This window comes from Teredinibacter haidensis, from assembly GCF_014211975.1.
Taxonomy (GTDB): domain Bacteria; phylum Pseudomonadota; class Gammaproteobacteria; order Pseudomonadales; family Cellvibrionaceae; genus Teredinibacter; species Teredinibacter haidensis.
On the sequence record NZ_CP060084.1, the window covers coordinates 2882821 to 2898648 of the forward strand.

The 15828-nt window shown below is 48.7% G+C and carries 14 protein-coding genes; 4 read left to right on the forward strand and 10 right to left on the reverse strand.

The features are described from left to right. Nucleotides 1–42: 42 nt before the first annotated feature. On the reverse strand, nucleotides 43–663 hold the full coding sequence (gene rlmE, locus H5715_RS11435) for a 23S rRNA (uridine(2552)-2'-O)-methyltransferase RlmE (protein WP_075187671.1): 621 nt from the start codon (nucleotides 661–663) through the stop codon (nucleotides 43–45). Nucleotides 664–823: 160 nt separating this feature from the next. Between rlmE and H5715_RS11440 the strand changes: the two genes are divergently transcribed. From H5715_RS11440 to H5715_RS11455, 4 genes are all read left to right on the forward strand, one after another. Next, on the forward strand, nucleotides 824–1123 hold the full coding sequence (locus H5715_RS11440) for a YhbY family RNA-binding protein (RefSeq protein WP_075187672.1): 300 nt from the start codon (nucleotides 824–826) through the stop codon (nucleotides 1121–1123). Between the two features lie 105 nt (nucleotides 1124–1228). Continuing rightward, the gene (locus H5715_RS11445) at nucleotides 1229–2644 is read left to right on the forward strand and encodes an ATP-binding protein (RefSeq protein WP_075187673.1); all 1416 of its coding nucleotides are present in this window, start codon (nucleotides 1229–1231) and stop codon (nucleotides 2642–2644) included. A 4-nt stretch (nucleotides 2645–2648) separates the two neighbouring features. Next, a complete protein-coding gene (locus H5715_RS11450; protein WP_075187674.1) occupies nucleotides 2649–3341 on the forward strand; it encodes a response regulator in 693 nt (230 codons plus the stop codon). After that, entirely contained in the window at nucleotides 3338–3766 is a 429-nt protein-coding gene (locus tag H5715_RS11455; RefSeq protein WP_075187675.1) for a hypothetical protein, read from the forward strand. Before H5715_RS11450 ends, H5715_RS11455 begins: the two co-directional genes overlap by 4 nt. Before the next feature lie 350 nt (nucleotides 3767–4116). On the opposite strand, the gene greA is transcribed toward H5715_RS11455, so the two are convergent. The 9 genes from greA to grpE form a co-directional block, all read right to left on the reverse strand. Further along, nucleotides 4117–4593: a transcription elongation factor GreA gene (gene greA / locus H5715_RS11460; RefSeq protein ID WP_075187676.1), complete on the reverse strand. Its 477-nt coding sequence runs from the start codon at nucleotides 4591–4593 to the stop codon at nucleotides 4117–4119. Between the two features lie 21 nt (nucleotides 4594–4614). Further along, entirely contained in the window at nucleotides 4615–7836 is a 3222-nt protein-coding gene (carB, locus tag H5715_RS11465) for a carbamoyl-phosphate synthase large subunit (protein WP_075187677.1), read from the reverse strand. A 110-nt stretch (nucleotides 7837–7946) separates the two neighbouring features. Next, complete coding sequence (gene carA / locus H5715_RS11470) at nucleotides 7947–9122, reverse strand: glutamine-hydrolyzing carbamoyl-phosphate synthase small subunit (RefSeq protein WP_075187860.1); 1176 nt, start codon at nucleotides 9120–9122, stop codon at nucleotides 7947–7949. Between the two features lie 397 nt (nucleotides 9123–9519). Beyond that, nucleotides 9520–10077: a hypothetical protein gene (locus tag H5715_RS11475; RefSeq protein ID WP_075187678.1), complete on the reverse strand. Its 558-nt coding sequence runs from the start codon at nucleotides 10075–10077 to the stop codon at nucleotides 9520–9522. Between the two features lie 10 nt (nucleotides 10078–10087). After that, nucleotides 10088–10681, reverse strand: coding sequence for a hypothetical protein (locus tag H5715_RS11480; RefSeq protein WP_075187679.1), 594 nt, complete (start codon nucleotides 10679–10681; stop codon nucleotides 10088–10090). Nucleotides 10682–10920: 239 nt separating this feature from the next. Continuing rightward, nucleotides 10921–11727, reverse strand: coding sequence for a 4-hydroxy-tetrahydrodipicolinate reductase (dapB, locus tag H5715_RS11485; protein WP_075187680.1), 807 nt, complete (start codon nucleotides 11725–11727; stop codon nucleotides 10921–10923). Between the two features lie 205 nt (nucleotides 11728–11932). Continuing rightward, nucleotides 11933–13063 (reverse strand): molecular chaperone DnaJ, encoded by a 1131-nt coding sequence (gene dnaJ, locus H5715_RS11490; RefSeq protein WP_075187681.1) that lies wholly within the window; start codon nucleotides 13061–13063, stop codon nucleotides 11933–11935. Nucleotides 13064–13145: 82 nt separating this feature from the next. Further along, nucleotides 13146–15068, reverse strand: coding sequence for a molecular chaperone DnaK (dnaK, locus tag H5715_RS11495; protein ID WP_075187682.1), 1923 nt, complete (start codon nucleotides 15066–15068; stop codon nucleotides 13146–13148). Between the two features lie 145 nt (nucleotides 15069–15213). Continuing rightward, the gene (grpE, locus tag H5715_RS11500; protein WP_075187683.1) at nucleotides 15214–15801 is read right to left on the reverse strand and encodes a nucleotide exchange factor GrpE; all 588 of its coding nucleotides are present in this window, start codon (nucleotides 15799–15801) and stop codon (nucleotides 15214–15216) included. Nucleotides 15802–15828: the final 27 nt, after the last annotated feature.

A 15828-nucleotide genomic window follows, 5' to 3' on the forward strand; every position in this document is an offset into this window, starting at 1 on the left:
ATAAGTTTGAGCACAATAACTCGCAGTATAGACTGCAAATCCTTAGCCCTTATAGCCTTTCGCCACTACATACACTTCCCGTGAACGCGGGCGAGAAGCTCCGGGTTTGCGGGTAACCACCTTTTGAAACTTGCTTCGACAGTTTTGAAAAAACTCCACAAAACCCTCCCCCTGAAATACTTTGCTGACGAAACTGCCGCCGGGACGAAGTACTTCGAAGGACATTTCCAAAGCAAGCTCCACTAGATACATGGATTTAGGCAAGTCAACCGCATCGATACCACTCATGTTGGGGGCCATATCGGAAATTACAAGATCTGCCTTAGCCCCTCCCATCGCATCCAACAATTGATTAAGCACATTCTCCTCAGTAAAGTCTCCCTCAATAAAGGTAACCCCGGCTATAGAGTCCATAGGTAAAATATCAGAAGCCAAAACTGACCCCTTATCGCCCACTCCTTGCACAGCAACCTGAGACCAACCACCGGGCGCTGCGCCCAAGTCAACCACCGTCATTCCCGGTCTTATTAGTTTGTCTCTCTCATTCAATTCTATCAACTTATAGCTGGCACGCGAACGGTAGCCATCCTTCTGGGAGGCTTTGACATACTGGTCGCTAAAATGTTCTGTTAGCCAGCGCTGGCTACTTTTGGATCTCGACATTACGAACTCTGGGTATAGGTGGACCGGGCATTCTAAAAGTTTAGGCTGTTTTAGTCGATAAAATGCCCCTAATTTACTGAATTTCTTCGATGCCATCGAGAAACCCCTTAAAATTCTTGTACAATAGCGCCCCAATTGACACCCTGTAGCGAGCTAGATTATGACCCTCTCCAATGACAAAATTAAACAATACCGCACCGTTGGCCACGGGTTGAACCCCGTAGTGACCGTCGCAGGAAAGGGCCTTACGGAAGGTGTTCTAGCGGAACTAGATCGTGCGCTGGAGGATCACGAGCTGATCAAGATAAAAGTTGCCGTGACCGACAGAGTTCTCCGCAAAGCCGTCATTGAAGAACTGTGCGCCAGCAGCAAGGCCGCCCTTATCCAGGAAATCGGCAAGGTCGCACTTATCTTTCGAGAAGCCCAAAAACCCGATCCACGTAAATCCAACATTCGCTAAACGATGACGTCAGCATCAGCAAACGTGCAAAAACCATGGAAGCTGATACTCCCTACTTGTTCTCGTTAGTCCGCTTGGCAATACTCCCCTAGCAGGCGGACTTTCATGATCAAAAGCATAAAATTCAAACTCTGGCTAACCTTCCTAGCAACCCTGTTGCTCAGCACCACAGCCATGCTGCTCTTTACACACGCCAGTGTTAAACAGGGCTTTCTTGATTATGTTACCCAGCAGGCCATTGATCGCCTTCAGTTTTTGGAAAGTGCAATCACCGAAATTTACGCCAGCGAACACTCTCTAGAACCTCTGAAAAATGACAAACGTCTCTGGCGTCGGTTACGCTACCAAACCTTTCGCGAGTTTATCGAACAGCAACAACGCGAGGCAGAGAGCAACAAACAGCCCCCTCTGCACCCCAGCGTAAAAGCCCATGAACGCGCGTTTATCGACCAACTGATTCTCACCGACACCGAAAAAGCACTAGTTGTCGGCAATCAGTTTGCACAGGCAGAGTATTCCTGGCGAGCACTCTATTTTGAAGGAGCTCTAATCGGCTATATTGGCTATATAAAGCCAAAAGACTTTGTACGCTCGGTAGACAGGCTGTTTATCAGCCAGCAACTTAAGGCCTTCGCGCTATTGAGTATCGCCATTTTCGCAGGCTCTTTTATTATTGCGCTTTTTGTTTCCCGTTGGTTAATTCAGCCGCTAAGCGATCTATCGCTGGGGGCGAGAAAAATTATAGGCGGCGACTACAGCGTTCGCCTCGAACGCAGCAATAGTGACGAACTCGGTCAGCTGTGCCAAAACTTTAATGAACTTGCACGCACGCTCAGTGCAAACGAAGGTGCGCGCAAACAGTGGGTGGCTGACATTTCCCACGAAATGCGTACCCCTATCTCCGTCATTCAAGCCCAGATCGAAGCGATGGAAGATGGTATTCGCCCCACGACAGCAGAAAATTTAAACTTGCTCAAAAATAAAATCGAGTCGCTCAACCACCTTATCAATGATCTGTATGAGCTTTCACTCTCCGACCTAGGAGCAATGAGTTATCGCAAGAAGACAATTTCCGCATCGGCCCTTATCGCCGAGATTGGGGCCCATTACGAACAAAAGTTGGAAAATAAGAACCTGCGGCTCAGGGTGGAAAATTCACTTAGCGATAAGACCCGAATTTTTGGGGATAGAAAACGTCTGCAACAATTATTCGATAATTTACTGGAAAACAGCCAGCGCTATACCGATGCTCCCGGCCATATCGCAATCCGGGCAAAAAGAGAGCACTCAAATATTGTAATCTCTATAGAAGACAGCGCTCCATCGGTGGACGATGGGGAGCTGGAGAAAATTTTTGACCGGCTCTATCGCGTGGACAAATCGCGAAATCGCGCACTCGGGGGAGCAGGGCTGGGCCTCAGCATTTGCAGAAATATCGCAGAAGCCCACAACGGCACCATCGAGGCACAAAAATCAGACTTAGGCGGACTAAAGATTAATCTGGTATTTCCGGTACATTAAAGCTATGAACGAAAAATCATTACATATCCTCATCGTTGAAGACGAGCAAGACCTAGCCACGCTAATGGAAGACTACTTGTTGGCAGCCGGGTTTAGCTGCAGCAAAATCCACAATGGCCTAGAGGTAGAAAGCGGGGTCGAAAAACATCAACCCGACCTAATACTTCTCGACCTCATGCTTCCAGGAAAAGATGGCCTGGATATTTGCCAAGCCCTGCGCAGCAATAATCAACCACAAATACCGATCATTATGGTAACAGCCCGCGTGGAAGAAATTGATCGACTTATAGGTTTGGAGCTGGGTGCCGACGACTATATCTGTAAGCCGTTCAGCCCCAGAGAAGTCGTCGCACGTGTAAAAGCCGTGCTGAGACGGTCACAGCAACCACTGGAAGCAGCACAAACGGGGGTTGAATTGCACGAAGATAGTCAGCAGGTTACCATTCAAGGTAGGTCCACCGAACTGACCACCATAGAGTTCAGCCTGTTCAAGCTACTCTACAATGAGCCCGGTAAAATTTTTTCGAGACAGTTTATTATGGACAATATCTACAGTGACTACCGTATAGTCAGCGACCGCACCGTAGACAGCCATGTAAAAAAATTGCGGAAAAAATTGCATGAGCTCACGACCAACCAGGATATTATTCACTCTGTTTACGGGGCTGGGTATAAATACGAGCTAACACCACGATGATACGTTTTACCTTAATCATTACAGCCTGTTTATTAATTTGTGGCTGCAGCAGTACCAAAATCCCAAAAAAACTGGATGCAGAATTTAAAACCCGCATTACATCCAGCGGACTTAAGCACTTTCAGATGCAACTCGTGCCCCTGCAGCCTGAAGAGCCTCCGAGCCCACCGATCATGAGAAAGCAAAACCCTTCGATTGAGGGAAACCCACGAGCATCAAGACCAGACAGCGCAGCAAAGAAAAACGAACAGATACTGCTGGCCCAAGCAGAAGTACAGATAAGTAATAGCGGATTTTGCCGTGAAGGGTTCTGGTTGCTGGATAAAAACCTCTACAGTAGAAACCCTTTTATTCGGGGCGAGTGCAATGACACGGCAAGCTCCACAGACAGACAGCAATTTCCCGACACACTGTTCAAATGGTAGCTCGCTCATCAACGGGGTAACAGTTTTTCACATTTCTACCATATTCATTGCTAAATTCAACTGCATACTATTCAGCAAGTATCCTGCTAACACCTCGGGATACGACGGAAATGTGCAATATTGAATCTTAGCAGGCCATTGCGCCTGCTTTTTTTATGTACAGGAAGTACAATATACCGCGAAGAGAGCAGCAATGTACGGGTAAGTACGCACCCCCCTAGGACAGTCTCACCGTATCCTATCAATAGATAACTGCACTCGACGGGATAGGTATTCAGTACATCGTTATTACCCATACTAGGCATAAAAAAGGCGAGCTAAAAGCTCGCCTTTTTCCTAAGAACATTCGATCAAATATGCTTCACTGAATCAATTTCGTATTCAACTTCACCGCCGGGTGCGCGCACAACAGCAACGTCACCTACCTCCTTGCCAACCAGCGCGCGCGCAATAGGCGAAGTGACAGAAATTTTATTGATTTTAATGCTAGCCTCGTCTTCGCCGACGATTTTATAAGTGAGTTCTTCATCCGTATCCATATGAATTAATTTCACTGTAGTACCAAACAACACTTTGCCCGTTTCGGGAATCGCATGAATATCGATTACCTGCGAGCGGGATAATTTGGCTTCGATATCCTGAATACGGCCTTCGCAAAAGCCTTGCTGCTCACGCGCCGCGTGATACTCGGCATTTTCTTTTAAATCGCCATGCTCGCGCGCCTCAGCAATAGCGGCGGTAATACGTGGTCGATCCACTTTTTTTAATTGTTCAAGCTCAGTGCGAAGCGCCTTTTCGCCCTCAACTGTCATTGGATATTTTTGCATACTTTTCGTTTACCTTAATTTCTAAACACTGATTCGCTTGTGCAAATCCTGCAGTCGACGAACATCCTGCTGCTTACCGAAACGCATAGCCATACAAATGGCATTAGCTGCTGCAAGAGTGGTGGTGTAATACACATGGTTATTTTCTGCGCTACGACGGATAGATGCTGAATCTTTAATAGCTTTCTTACCTTCCGTTGTATTAACAATTAAATGAATATCACGGTTTTTGATCATGTCCACAATATGTGGGCGACCTTCATTTACCTTGTTGACCGTTTGAACGTTCAAGCCAGCCTGCTTAAGCGCTTTGGCTGTACCTTGTGTCGCAACCAAATCAAACCCCATATCGGCCAGCTCTTTCGCCACAACGATTGCGCCTTCTTTATCGAAATCACGCACGCTGATAAAGGCTTTCCCGCTAGACGGAATGGCTGAGCCACTGCCGAGCTGCGCTTTTGCAAAGGCTTCGGCAAAAGTATCACCAACGCCCATCACCTCACCCGTCGATTTCATTTCCGGACCAAGAATCGGATCCACAGCTGGGAACTTATTGAACGGGAATACCGCTTCTTTGACACTATAGTAATCGGGAATAATTTCTTTGGTAAAACCCTGCTCTGCCAGCGACTTACCGATCTGACATAAAGCTGCCACTTTGGCCAGTGAAGTACCTATGCATTTGGACACAAATGGCACGGTACGCGAGCCGCGAGGGTTAACTTCGATAACGTATATTTTACCATCCTGATAGGCCAACTGAGCGTTCATCAGGCCAATTACGCCCAGCTCCCTCGCCATTTTGCGAACCTGCTCGCGCATCTCGTCCTGAACATCGTCAGGCAGGGAGTAAGGTGGCAACGAACACGCCGAGTCACCGGAGTGGACACCACACTGCTCAATATGTTGCATGATGGCGCCAATCACGACTGTTTCACCATCGGACACCGCATCAATATCCACTTCAATTGCATTGTTAAGGAAATGATCCAGCAATACCGGCGCATCGTTGGAGGCCTGTACGGCCTCTTTCATATAAGTACTGAGTTCGTTTTTGGTGTACACGATTTCCATTGCCCGCCCACCCAATACATAGGATGGCCGAACCACCAGTGGGTAACCGACAGAACCCGCAACCGCCAAGGCTTCTTCGGTGGATCGCGCGATGGCATTATCGGGTTGTAACAAGCCTAAACGCTGGATCATTTGCTGGAAGCGCTCACGGTCTTCCGCGCGATCAATCGCTTCTGGACTGGTACCAATAATAGGGACACCTTCTGCAGCCAGATCATTGGCTATCTTCAGTGGAGTTTGCCCCCCGAACTGAACAATCACACCTTTTGGCTTTTCTTTGTGTACAATTTCCAGTACATCTTCCAGCGTTACCGGCTCGAAATAAAGTCGATCTGAGGTGTCATAATCGGTGGAAACAGTTTCCGGGTTACAGTTGACCATAATGGTCTCATAACCATCATCACGCGCTGCAAGCGCAGCATGCACACAACAGTAATCAAATTCAATGCCCTGACCAATACGATTCGGGCCACCACCTAAAACGATGATTTTTTCACGGTTAGATGGTTCTGCCTCACACTCTTCTTCGTAGGTGGAGTACATATAAGCTGTCGAGGTAGAAAACTCGGCTGCACAGGTATCAACGCGCTTGTAAGACGGGTGTATGCCGAGCTTATGGCGGTGATCCCTCACGGTCTTTTCGGATACCGCTAATAGCGCGCCCAGACGATTATCAGAGAACCCCTTGCGTTTCAATGCAAACATGGTGGCGGCATCAATTTCCGAGAGAGGCTTTGAAGCCAGTGCCAATTCAGTATCAATAATATCTTTGATCTGCGCCAGGAACCAACGGTCGATTTTCGACTGTTCGAACACCTCATCAATGCTCATACCGGCACGGAAGGCGTCGCCCACAAACCAGATACGCTCGGCACCTGGTGTAGCGAGATCCCGGCGAATGGAAGCAACAGCATCATCCGCAGAAAGATCCACCTTGGCCTCGAAACCAGCAGAACCAACTTCCAAACCACGCAGGGCTTTCTGAACAGATTCCTGGAAGGTGCGGCCAATCGCCATCACTTCACCCACTGATTTCATTTGGGTGGTCAGGCGCGCATCAGCATCGCCGAATTTCTCGAAAGTAAAACGTGGAATTTTTGTCACCACGTAGTCGATAGAGGGCTCAAACGAGGCCGGTGTTGCGCCACCGGTAATGTCATTTTGCAACTCATCCAGGGTGTAACCCACTGCGAGCTTGGCAGCCACTTTGGCAATAGGAAAACCCGTTGCTTTGGAAGCCAACGCCGACGAGCGGGAGACACGGGGATTCATCTCAATCACCACCAATCTGCCATCGTCCGGGTTCACAGCAAACTGTACATTCGAACCACCAGTTTCAACACCGATTTCACGCAACACCGCAATAGAAGCATTGCGCATTATCTGGTATTCCTTATCGGTGAGCGTTTGCGCAGGAGCAACGGTGATAGAGTCACCAGTATGCACACCCATAGGGTCAAAGTTTTCGATAGAGCAGATAATGATGCAGTTATCGTTCTTATCGCGAACCACCTCCATCTCGTACTCTTTCCAACCGAGCAGGGATTCATCGATTAACAATTCGTTGGTTGGCGACAGATCTAAACCACGGGTACAGATTTCTTCAAACTCTTCCCAGTTGTAAGCAATACCCCCTCCGGAGCCACCCATCGTAAAGGAGGGACGAATAATAACCGGGAAGCCGAATTCTTTCGGCACTTCGTTGGCTTCTTTGATCGTGTGAACGATTTTGGCTCGCGCACATTCCAGGCCAATTTTTTTCATCGCCTTATCGAAGCGATCACGATCTTCCGCTTTATCAATGGCATCCTGCTTTGCGCCGATCAGCTCAACACCGTATTGATCCAGCACGCCGTGCGCGTGTAACTCTAACGCACAGTTCAGTGCCGTCTGCCCGCCCATAGTGGGCAGCACAGCATCCGGACGCTCTTTTTCGATAATTTTGGCAACGGTTTCCCAGGTGATGGGCTCGATATACGTGGCATCGGCCATGGATGGATCGGTCATAATCGTGGCCGGATTAGAATTCACCAGAATAACCCGGTACCCCTCTTCTCGCAGGGCTTTACAGGCCTGGGCTCCAGAGTAGTCGAACTCACAGGCCTGGCCAATCACAATGGGGCCGGCACCAATAATCAGGATGCTTTGTATATCTGTACGTTTTGGCATTGGGTTTACGTTACCTGGCTAAATGACTATATCTTGCTACTTTATTCCCGCGCAGACGAGAATCTATATCTGACAGAACTGTTTCCCGCTTACGCGGGATTAACGGCACGCTAGGCTCGCGATGCTTCCATCAGCTCAATAAAATGGTCGAACAATTCCGCAGCATCATGTGGGCCCGGGCTCGCTTCCGGGTGCCCCTGAAAACTGAATGCGGGCTTATCCGTACGATGAATACCCTGCAGGGAACCATCAAACAGCGATTTATGAGTTGCCTCCAGGCACCCCGGTAACGATGACTCATCCGCCGCAAAACCGTGGTTTTGGCTGGTAATCATCACCTGGCCTGTTTTCAGGTCTTGCACCGGATGGTTACCACCGTGATGGCCGAACTTCATTTTTACCGTTTTCGCGCCACTAGCCAGCGCCAGCAATTGGTGGCCAAGACAGATACCGAACAGCGGCATATTTTTATCGAGCAGAGTCTTAATGGCTTCGATAGCATAATCGCAAGGCTCGGGATCACCGGGGCCATTCGACAAAAAGACGCCGTCCGGGTTCATCGCCAGAACAACGTCTGCAGGAGTTTGCGCCGGGACCACCGTTAACTCACAGCCACGATCAACCAGCATGCGCAGAATATTACGTTTGGCTCCGAAATCATAAGCGACAACCTTGAAGCGCTTACCCTCAGGCAAAGCCGAAAAACCTTCACCCAACGCCCAACTCCCAGCCTCCCAACTGACGGTTTCCTTAGTAGTTACCTCTTTCGCGAGATCCATCCCCTGCAAGCCGGCAAAAGTTTTTGCCGCATTCAGTGCCGTCTCTTCATTAATGTCGCCGGCCATAACGCAGCCATTTTGGGCGCCCTTATCACGTAGAATACGGGTCAATCGGCGAGTATCAATATTGGCAATACCGACAATATTTTTACTTTTCAAGTATTCGTCTAGCGGTTGCTCGTTGCGGAAATTACTGGAGAGAAGAGGTAAATCGCGAATGACGAGGCCTGCGGCCCAAATATCGCCACACTCCTCATCTTCGCTGTTGGTGCCGGTATTACCAATATGGGGATAAGTAAGGGTTACAATCTGGCGCGCATAGGATGGGTCAGTCAATATTTCCTGATACCCGGTGATCGCCGTGTTAAAAACCACTTCACCCACCGACTGCCCTTCGGCACCAATGGAAACACCGGTAAACACACTGCCATCCTCCAGCACCAATATTGCTGGCCGGCGGCCAGTGCCAATCAGCTGTTCCAAGTCCTGAGTTTCTGTCGCTTGCACCGGTGCCAAATGAGTGTCCTCCACAATATATGTCGCTGGGAAAAGGCCGCACGAAAGAGCGCATTCAAGCTATGGCCTGACTACGGTTGCCCAGGCTACCAGCCTAAAAGATAGCAGAAAGTTTCGAGCGGCTTGTGCAAAAAAGCGAGGTTGAGGCGCTAAATGTCCAACCTCGCTTTTTCTATATTCTAGAACCTGACTTGTACGATCTACTCGGCCAAATCGGGCCAGGCGGCATGCGCCTGATCTGAGGGCGGATTCTACTGCAAGAGGGGCATAGCTGTCCACGGGAAGTCGGCGAATACAACTGACATATGTGATTCAAAGCAGCGGAAAAATAGAAAACAATACCGAATAGGCCTGGGCAGATCGCGGACATACCCAGGCACGCAAGGCGCTACTTGACGGCAGCTAAGAACTCTTCGTCAGACAAAAGCTCAACCACCAGCTTTTGGACAGCCGTCGGATAGTTGTTAACAGCATTGGGAATAGCAACGGCACCCACAAATGACGAAGGCCACTCATGATGGACTGACTTAACACCACTGTACACTTCTTCACCATCTCTCTTCACGACAAACTTTGCCGATAGATCCGCTTTACCGATAGAGAAACCGGCTGCATTCAAATCATTTTGCTGCAACTCACCAGAGATAACCACGCTGGAGGACGCATCAAACAAACCCGCGTGACTCAACTGCTCCTTTAAGGCATTTTCAAGATAATCCGAATAAGAGCCATTGAAAGGCGAATTCATACTAGACCCACGAATGCTAATCTTATCCACTTTCTTGCTCGCGCTGGTGATATCACCAACCGCCATCACTTTAGTTTCAGCATCTTTTAAATCATTAACAACCGCAAAATCGGGCTGGTACTGAACGGCGTTCATTGTACAACCTGTTGCCATGAACAAGGTAAAAGCTACCAGTAATATCGTAGTTAAACGAGTCATTGTTATCCCCTTATTTTAGCTCTTCAGCTTCATCAATTTCTTTTAGCATTAGCTTGAAGGCTTCTTCTGAAGCACGTCTTGCGGAAAGAGAAAAATCGGCGGTAAACTCTGAAAACTCAGCATGCCCCTTGGCCTGAACACTTTTACTCCAAACGGTTTCACCTGCTGGGTTCAGAGCAGTACACGTTAGATTCATACTAAAATCGGTGGGAGGCCAAGTAAACGCACTACTGGAAGAAGAGTCGGTCACAAGCTCGGGAACAAAGATCAAGCTAATACCTTTTTCTGAAATAAAGTCTTTATTGTCCAATGAATCTACGGCATAAACCCGCGAAAACACCTTCATTAATATAGTGTTAAGCGCGCCCTCTGTATCGGCGTATGGCTTATAGGTAACTTTATCGCCTCCACCACCTGGAGTTGTCACCAACTTTTGCTTATCTTCACTGGATATGTAGTACCCCACATTTTTATCGCTCACTGAACTCACCTCTAGCCCTTTGAGGGAGAGTGAATCAGGAGTAACCTGTATATTGTGAGCGCAGCCCACCCCAAAAATTAGGCTTGCAATTACACCGATTATTTTTATTTTTTCTATTATCATTATTATTAATCCCCTTAAAAAAATATTACTGGACATGGATAAAGCCCTCTGAATACTACTGATATTGGCGCAAAACACAACCCTCAAAACCCCGGGTGTCCCGATGCAGCATTAACACTCTACCTAAAAGCAAAGACACACCGTAAACGCTAACCCTCCAAATTTTCTGCAAAAAAAATGGTAATCACCCAATCGCGATTACCATTTTTTCAAGCCTTATTTCGGGAAAATAAACGAAACTACTTCAAACCTAGCACATCCTGCATATCGTAACGCCCGGCATTCTGGCCGGTAAGCCAAACAGCGGCTCTTGCCGCACCCCGAGCGAAGGACATACGGCTGGAGGCTTTGTGCGTAATTTCCACCCGCTCACCATCGGCCATAAACGAAACCGTGTGGTCTCCCACCACGTCACCACCGCGAACAGTCGCAAAACCAATGGTATCCCTCTCGCGAGCACCGGTTTGACCTTCCCTGCCGTAAACCGCGACTTTTGATAAATCGCGACCAAGCGCATCGGCCACAACCTCACCCATACTCAATGCAGTGCCCGAGGGGGCATCGACCTTGTGACGGTGATGCGCTTCGTAGATCTCAATATCCACATCGTCACCCAGTACCCGCGCGGCCATATCCAAAAGTTTGAAGCACAAGTTAACGCCAGTGCTGAAGTTCGATGCCATACAAATACTAATATTGGATACAGCGGAATCGAAAGCTGCTTTCTGCTCTGGCGAAAAACCCGTTGTACCCACTACCATCGCCTTGCCCGCAGCACCACATACTTGTGCATTATTCACAGTAGACATAGGCACAGTAAAATCTATAAGCACATCGAACTGATCGACGACCTGCTTAATATCACCAACAACAGTTACCCCAATTTTACCAATACCAGCCAACTCACCAGCATCAGAACCAATAAGAGAACTATCTGGCCGCTCAATAGCCACCGCCAACTCAGCCCCATCTGCAGCTGAAACAGCTTCGATCAGTATTTTACCCATGCGCCCACCGGCACCATTGACAGCAATTTTTATCGGCATAATGTGGTCTTCTTTTCTGAATATAAACTAAAGCGTTATTGTAATGCTTCGCAAGGAAAAAAGGGGGGATTGGGGCGGGCGCTCTACGCCCGGTTTGAGCGTTTCAGTTCCGGGAAAATAACTCAGTTTTTCAGTAAAACCAAGCCACTCCAGAATCTAGAGGGCCGCCTAGCGGCCTCACCCGGAAGCCAAAGGCTTCCGATCACTACATCTTCATGTCACCAAAGAAACTCTTCATACCATCAAACCAGGTATGCTGTTTCGGTGAATGCTTTTTTCCGTGAAACGATTCTTTCAACTCCTGCAACAATTCTTTTTGACGGCTGGTCATATTGACCGGCGTTTCCAGAATTACTCTGCAAAGTAAATCGCCAGCTGAACCACCTCGAACCGGCGTAACACCCTTACCTCTCAATCGGAAAAGCTTGCCTGTTTGTGTTTCGGCTGGCACTTTGAGCTTTACACGGCCATCGAGGGTAGGCACCTCAATCTCACCACCGAGACAAGCATCAAAAATACTGATGGGCACTTCGCTGTAGAGATTTTTCCCATCTCGCTGGAAAAACTCGTGATCTTTAACCGATACCTGTACGTACAAATCGCCCGAAGGCCCGCCATCGGCACCCGCCTCGCCTTCACCGCCCAAGCGGATACGATCGCCAGTATCGACACCGGGAGGAACTTTTACCGACAGAGTTTTGGTTTCCTCTACACGACCACGACCATGACAGCTGGTGCAGGGGTCAGAGATGGACTGGCCTTTACCACGACAAGTTGGGCAGGTCTGCTGAACAGAGAAAAAACCCTGCTGCATACGCACCTGTCCGTGTCCGCCACAGGTATTACAGGTTGTTGGGCTGGAACCCGGCTTACAACCGTTACCGCTACAAATTTTGCAGCTAACCAATGTAGGGACTTTGATTTTTACGGTAGTGCCACGAACCGCATCTTCCAAGGATAGATCGAGGGTGTAACGCAAATCTGCGCCACGGGAAGGGCCGCCACGACCGCCGCGACCGCCCGCTCCACCAAAAATATCACCAAAAACATCACCAAAAATATCGGAGAAATTACCATGTCCCTCACCACCGCCACCCATACCGGACTGACCATCAACACCGGCGTGACCAAACTGGTCATAGGCTGAACGCTTTTGCGCATCGGAAAGTACTTCGTAAGCTTCGGAAGCCTCTTTAAACATTTCCTCTGAGTCTTTATCACCCTCATTGCGGTCTGGGTGGTGCTTCATAGCCACCTTACGGTATGCTTTTTTTAGCTCCTGCGGCGTAACGTCTTTCGAGACACCCAGAACCTCATAGTAATCGCGCTTGGACATAATTAATTTCAGTTTCTTTAAACACAACAAGCGCGGGCTGAAAACCCGCGCTTCATGAAAGAGTTTGCAGAAGGACTACAACTTACTTGTTGTCGTCTTTCACTTCCTCAAACTCGGCATCAACAACACCTTCTTCTGCGGGTTGCTCCTGGCTGGCATCAGCACCCTCAGGGCCGGCCTGAGCGGCTTGCTCGGCATAAAGCTTTTGAGCGAGAGAGCCAGAAGCGTCAGTCAGTTTCTTCGTAGCCGCCTCCATAGCTTCTTTATCTTCACCTTTAGCGGCTTCCTCCGCATCAGTGATGGCAGCTTCAATGGCCGATTTTTCATCAGACGTCGCCTTATCGCCCGCTTCTTCAAGCGTCTTCTTAGTGGCATGGATCAGTCCCTCCAAAGTATTGCGAGCACTTACCAGCTCCTCAAACTTACGGTCTGCCTCTGCATTGGCTTCGGCATCCAGTACCATTTTTTCGATTTCTTCATCGTTCAAACCAGAAGACGCTTTAATGATAATGGATTGCTCTTTACCGGTTGCCTTATCTTTTGCCGACACATTCAGAATACCGTTGGCATCAATATCAAAGGTCACTTCGATTTGAGGCACGCCACGCGGTGCTGGAGGAATATCAGCCAGATCGAACCGACCCAGAGATTTATTCTGTGCAGCCTGCTTGCGCTCACCCTGTACCACATGAATAGTTACAGCCGTTTGACTGTCGTCAGCCGTTGAGAACACCTGAGACTTTTTGGTTGGGATTGTTGTGTTTTTCTCAATCAAACCAGTAGCCACACCACCCATGGTTTCAATCCCCAGGGTTAAGGGTGTTACATCCAGCAGCAATACGTCTTTAACGTCACCGGAAAGAACTGCAGCCTGAATAGCCGCCCCCATAGCCACAGCTTCGTCCGGGTTCACATCTTTGCGCGGCTCTTTACCGAAGAACTCTGTAACTTTCTGCTGCACCATAGGCATGCGAGTTTGGCCGCCCACCAGAATAACGTCATCAATTTCGCTTACCGACAAATCGGCATCTTTAATAGCCATTTTTACCGGCTCTAACGAACGAAGAACCAGCTCTTCAACCAGTGATTCCAGCTTAGCGCGAGACAACTTAACAACTAGGTGCTTAGGTCCCGTGGAATCAGCCGTAATATAGGGCAGATTGACTTCAGTCTGCTGACTGGAAGACAGCTCGATCTTGGCTTTTTCAGCAGCTTCTTTCAAACGTTGAAGCGCAAGAGGATCGCTGTGCAGATCAATACCATTAATAGATTTAAACTCAGAGGCCAAATACTCGATCAAGCGCAAATCGAAATCTTCGCCACCGAGGAAAGTGTCACCGTTGGTAGACAATACTTCGAACTGATGCTCGCCATCGACATCGGCAATTTCAATAACAGAGATATCGAAAGTACCACCACCCAAGTCGTACACCGCAATGGTGCGATCGCCCTTGGCTTTGTCCATACCGTACGCCAGCGCCGCGGCTGTTGGCTCGTTGATGATACGCTTTACTTCCAAACCAGCAATTCTACCAGCGTCTTTGGTCGCCTGACGCTGAGAATCGTTAAAGTACGCTGGAACCGTAATAACCGCCTCCGTCACAGCTTCGCCAAGATAATCCTCAGCGGTTTTCTTCATTTTCTTCAGTACTTCAGCAGAGATCTGGGGCGGAGCTTTCTTTTCGCCCTTCACTTCTACCCAGGCATCGCCATTATCGGCAGCCACAATGGTGTATGGCACCATTTTGATATCTTTTTGAACCACATCGTCCTTAAATTTACGGCCGATCAAACGCTTAACCGCAAACAGGGTGTTCTGTGGGTTCGTTACCGCCTGACGCTTTGCGCTCTGGCCAACCAGAACTTCTTTGTCGTCGGTGAATGCAACAATAGAAGGCGTTGTACGATCACCTTCAGAGTTTTCAATAACTCGGGCTTTACCACCTTCCAATACTGATACACAGGAATTGGTTGTGCCCAGGTCAATACCAATAATTTTGCCCATTGATTATCTCCAGTCTTAAATGCTTGCAGATCGGCTTGGCCCATCCACGAAATTTTATGCTTGGCTGGCCAAATACCAGCAACCTGCTTGAGTTTCAATATTGGTTCTATCCACCGTTATTCAAGTGACAGAGCCTGATTAATTTTTACTCGGCCTTAGATACCACGACCATTGCAGGGCGAACAAGGCGCCCATTAAGGGTGTAACCCACCTGATAGACATTGATTACCGTGTTCGGCTCCACATCCGGCTGAGGAACCGCCGTCATAGCCTGATGCAACTCGGGATTGAAGGGTTCGCCCTCAGGGTTCACCTGCTCTACCTTGTGACGCTGCAATGCATCCGTCAGGCTTTTTAGTGTCAATTCAACACCTTCCGTTACAGACGCCAACTCAGCGCCTTCGGCTACCGAAGCTTCGACCGCCCTCATCAGATTATCGGCTACCGGCAGCATATCGCTAACGAACTTTTCCAGGCCAAACTTGTGAGCTTTTTCAACATCTAGCTCGGCGCGGCGACGCACGTTCTGCAACTCTGCGGCTACGCGCAAAGCCTGTTCTTTAGCCTCGGTTAACTCGGCTTGAAGCTGCTCCAGCTGTGATGCCGAATCGTCAAAACCCTCCTCGGTAGAGGTCTCGTCAGCAGACTCTTCCACCTTCTCAGGTTCCTGATTAAGCTGCTCTTCAGTCAAATTTTCTTTAGGGTCGTTTTGCGGTTGATCTGAATTACTCACGCATATCTCCAACTCATGTGTTTTTTC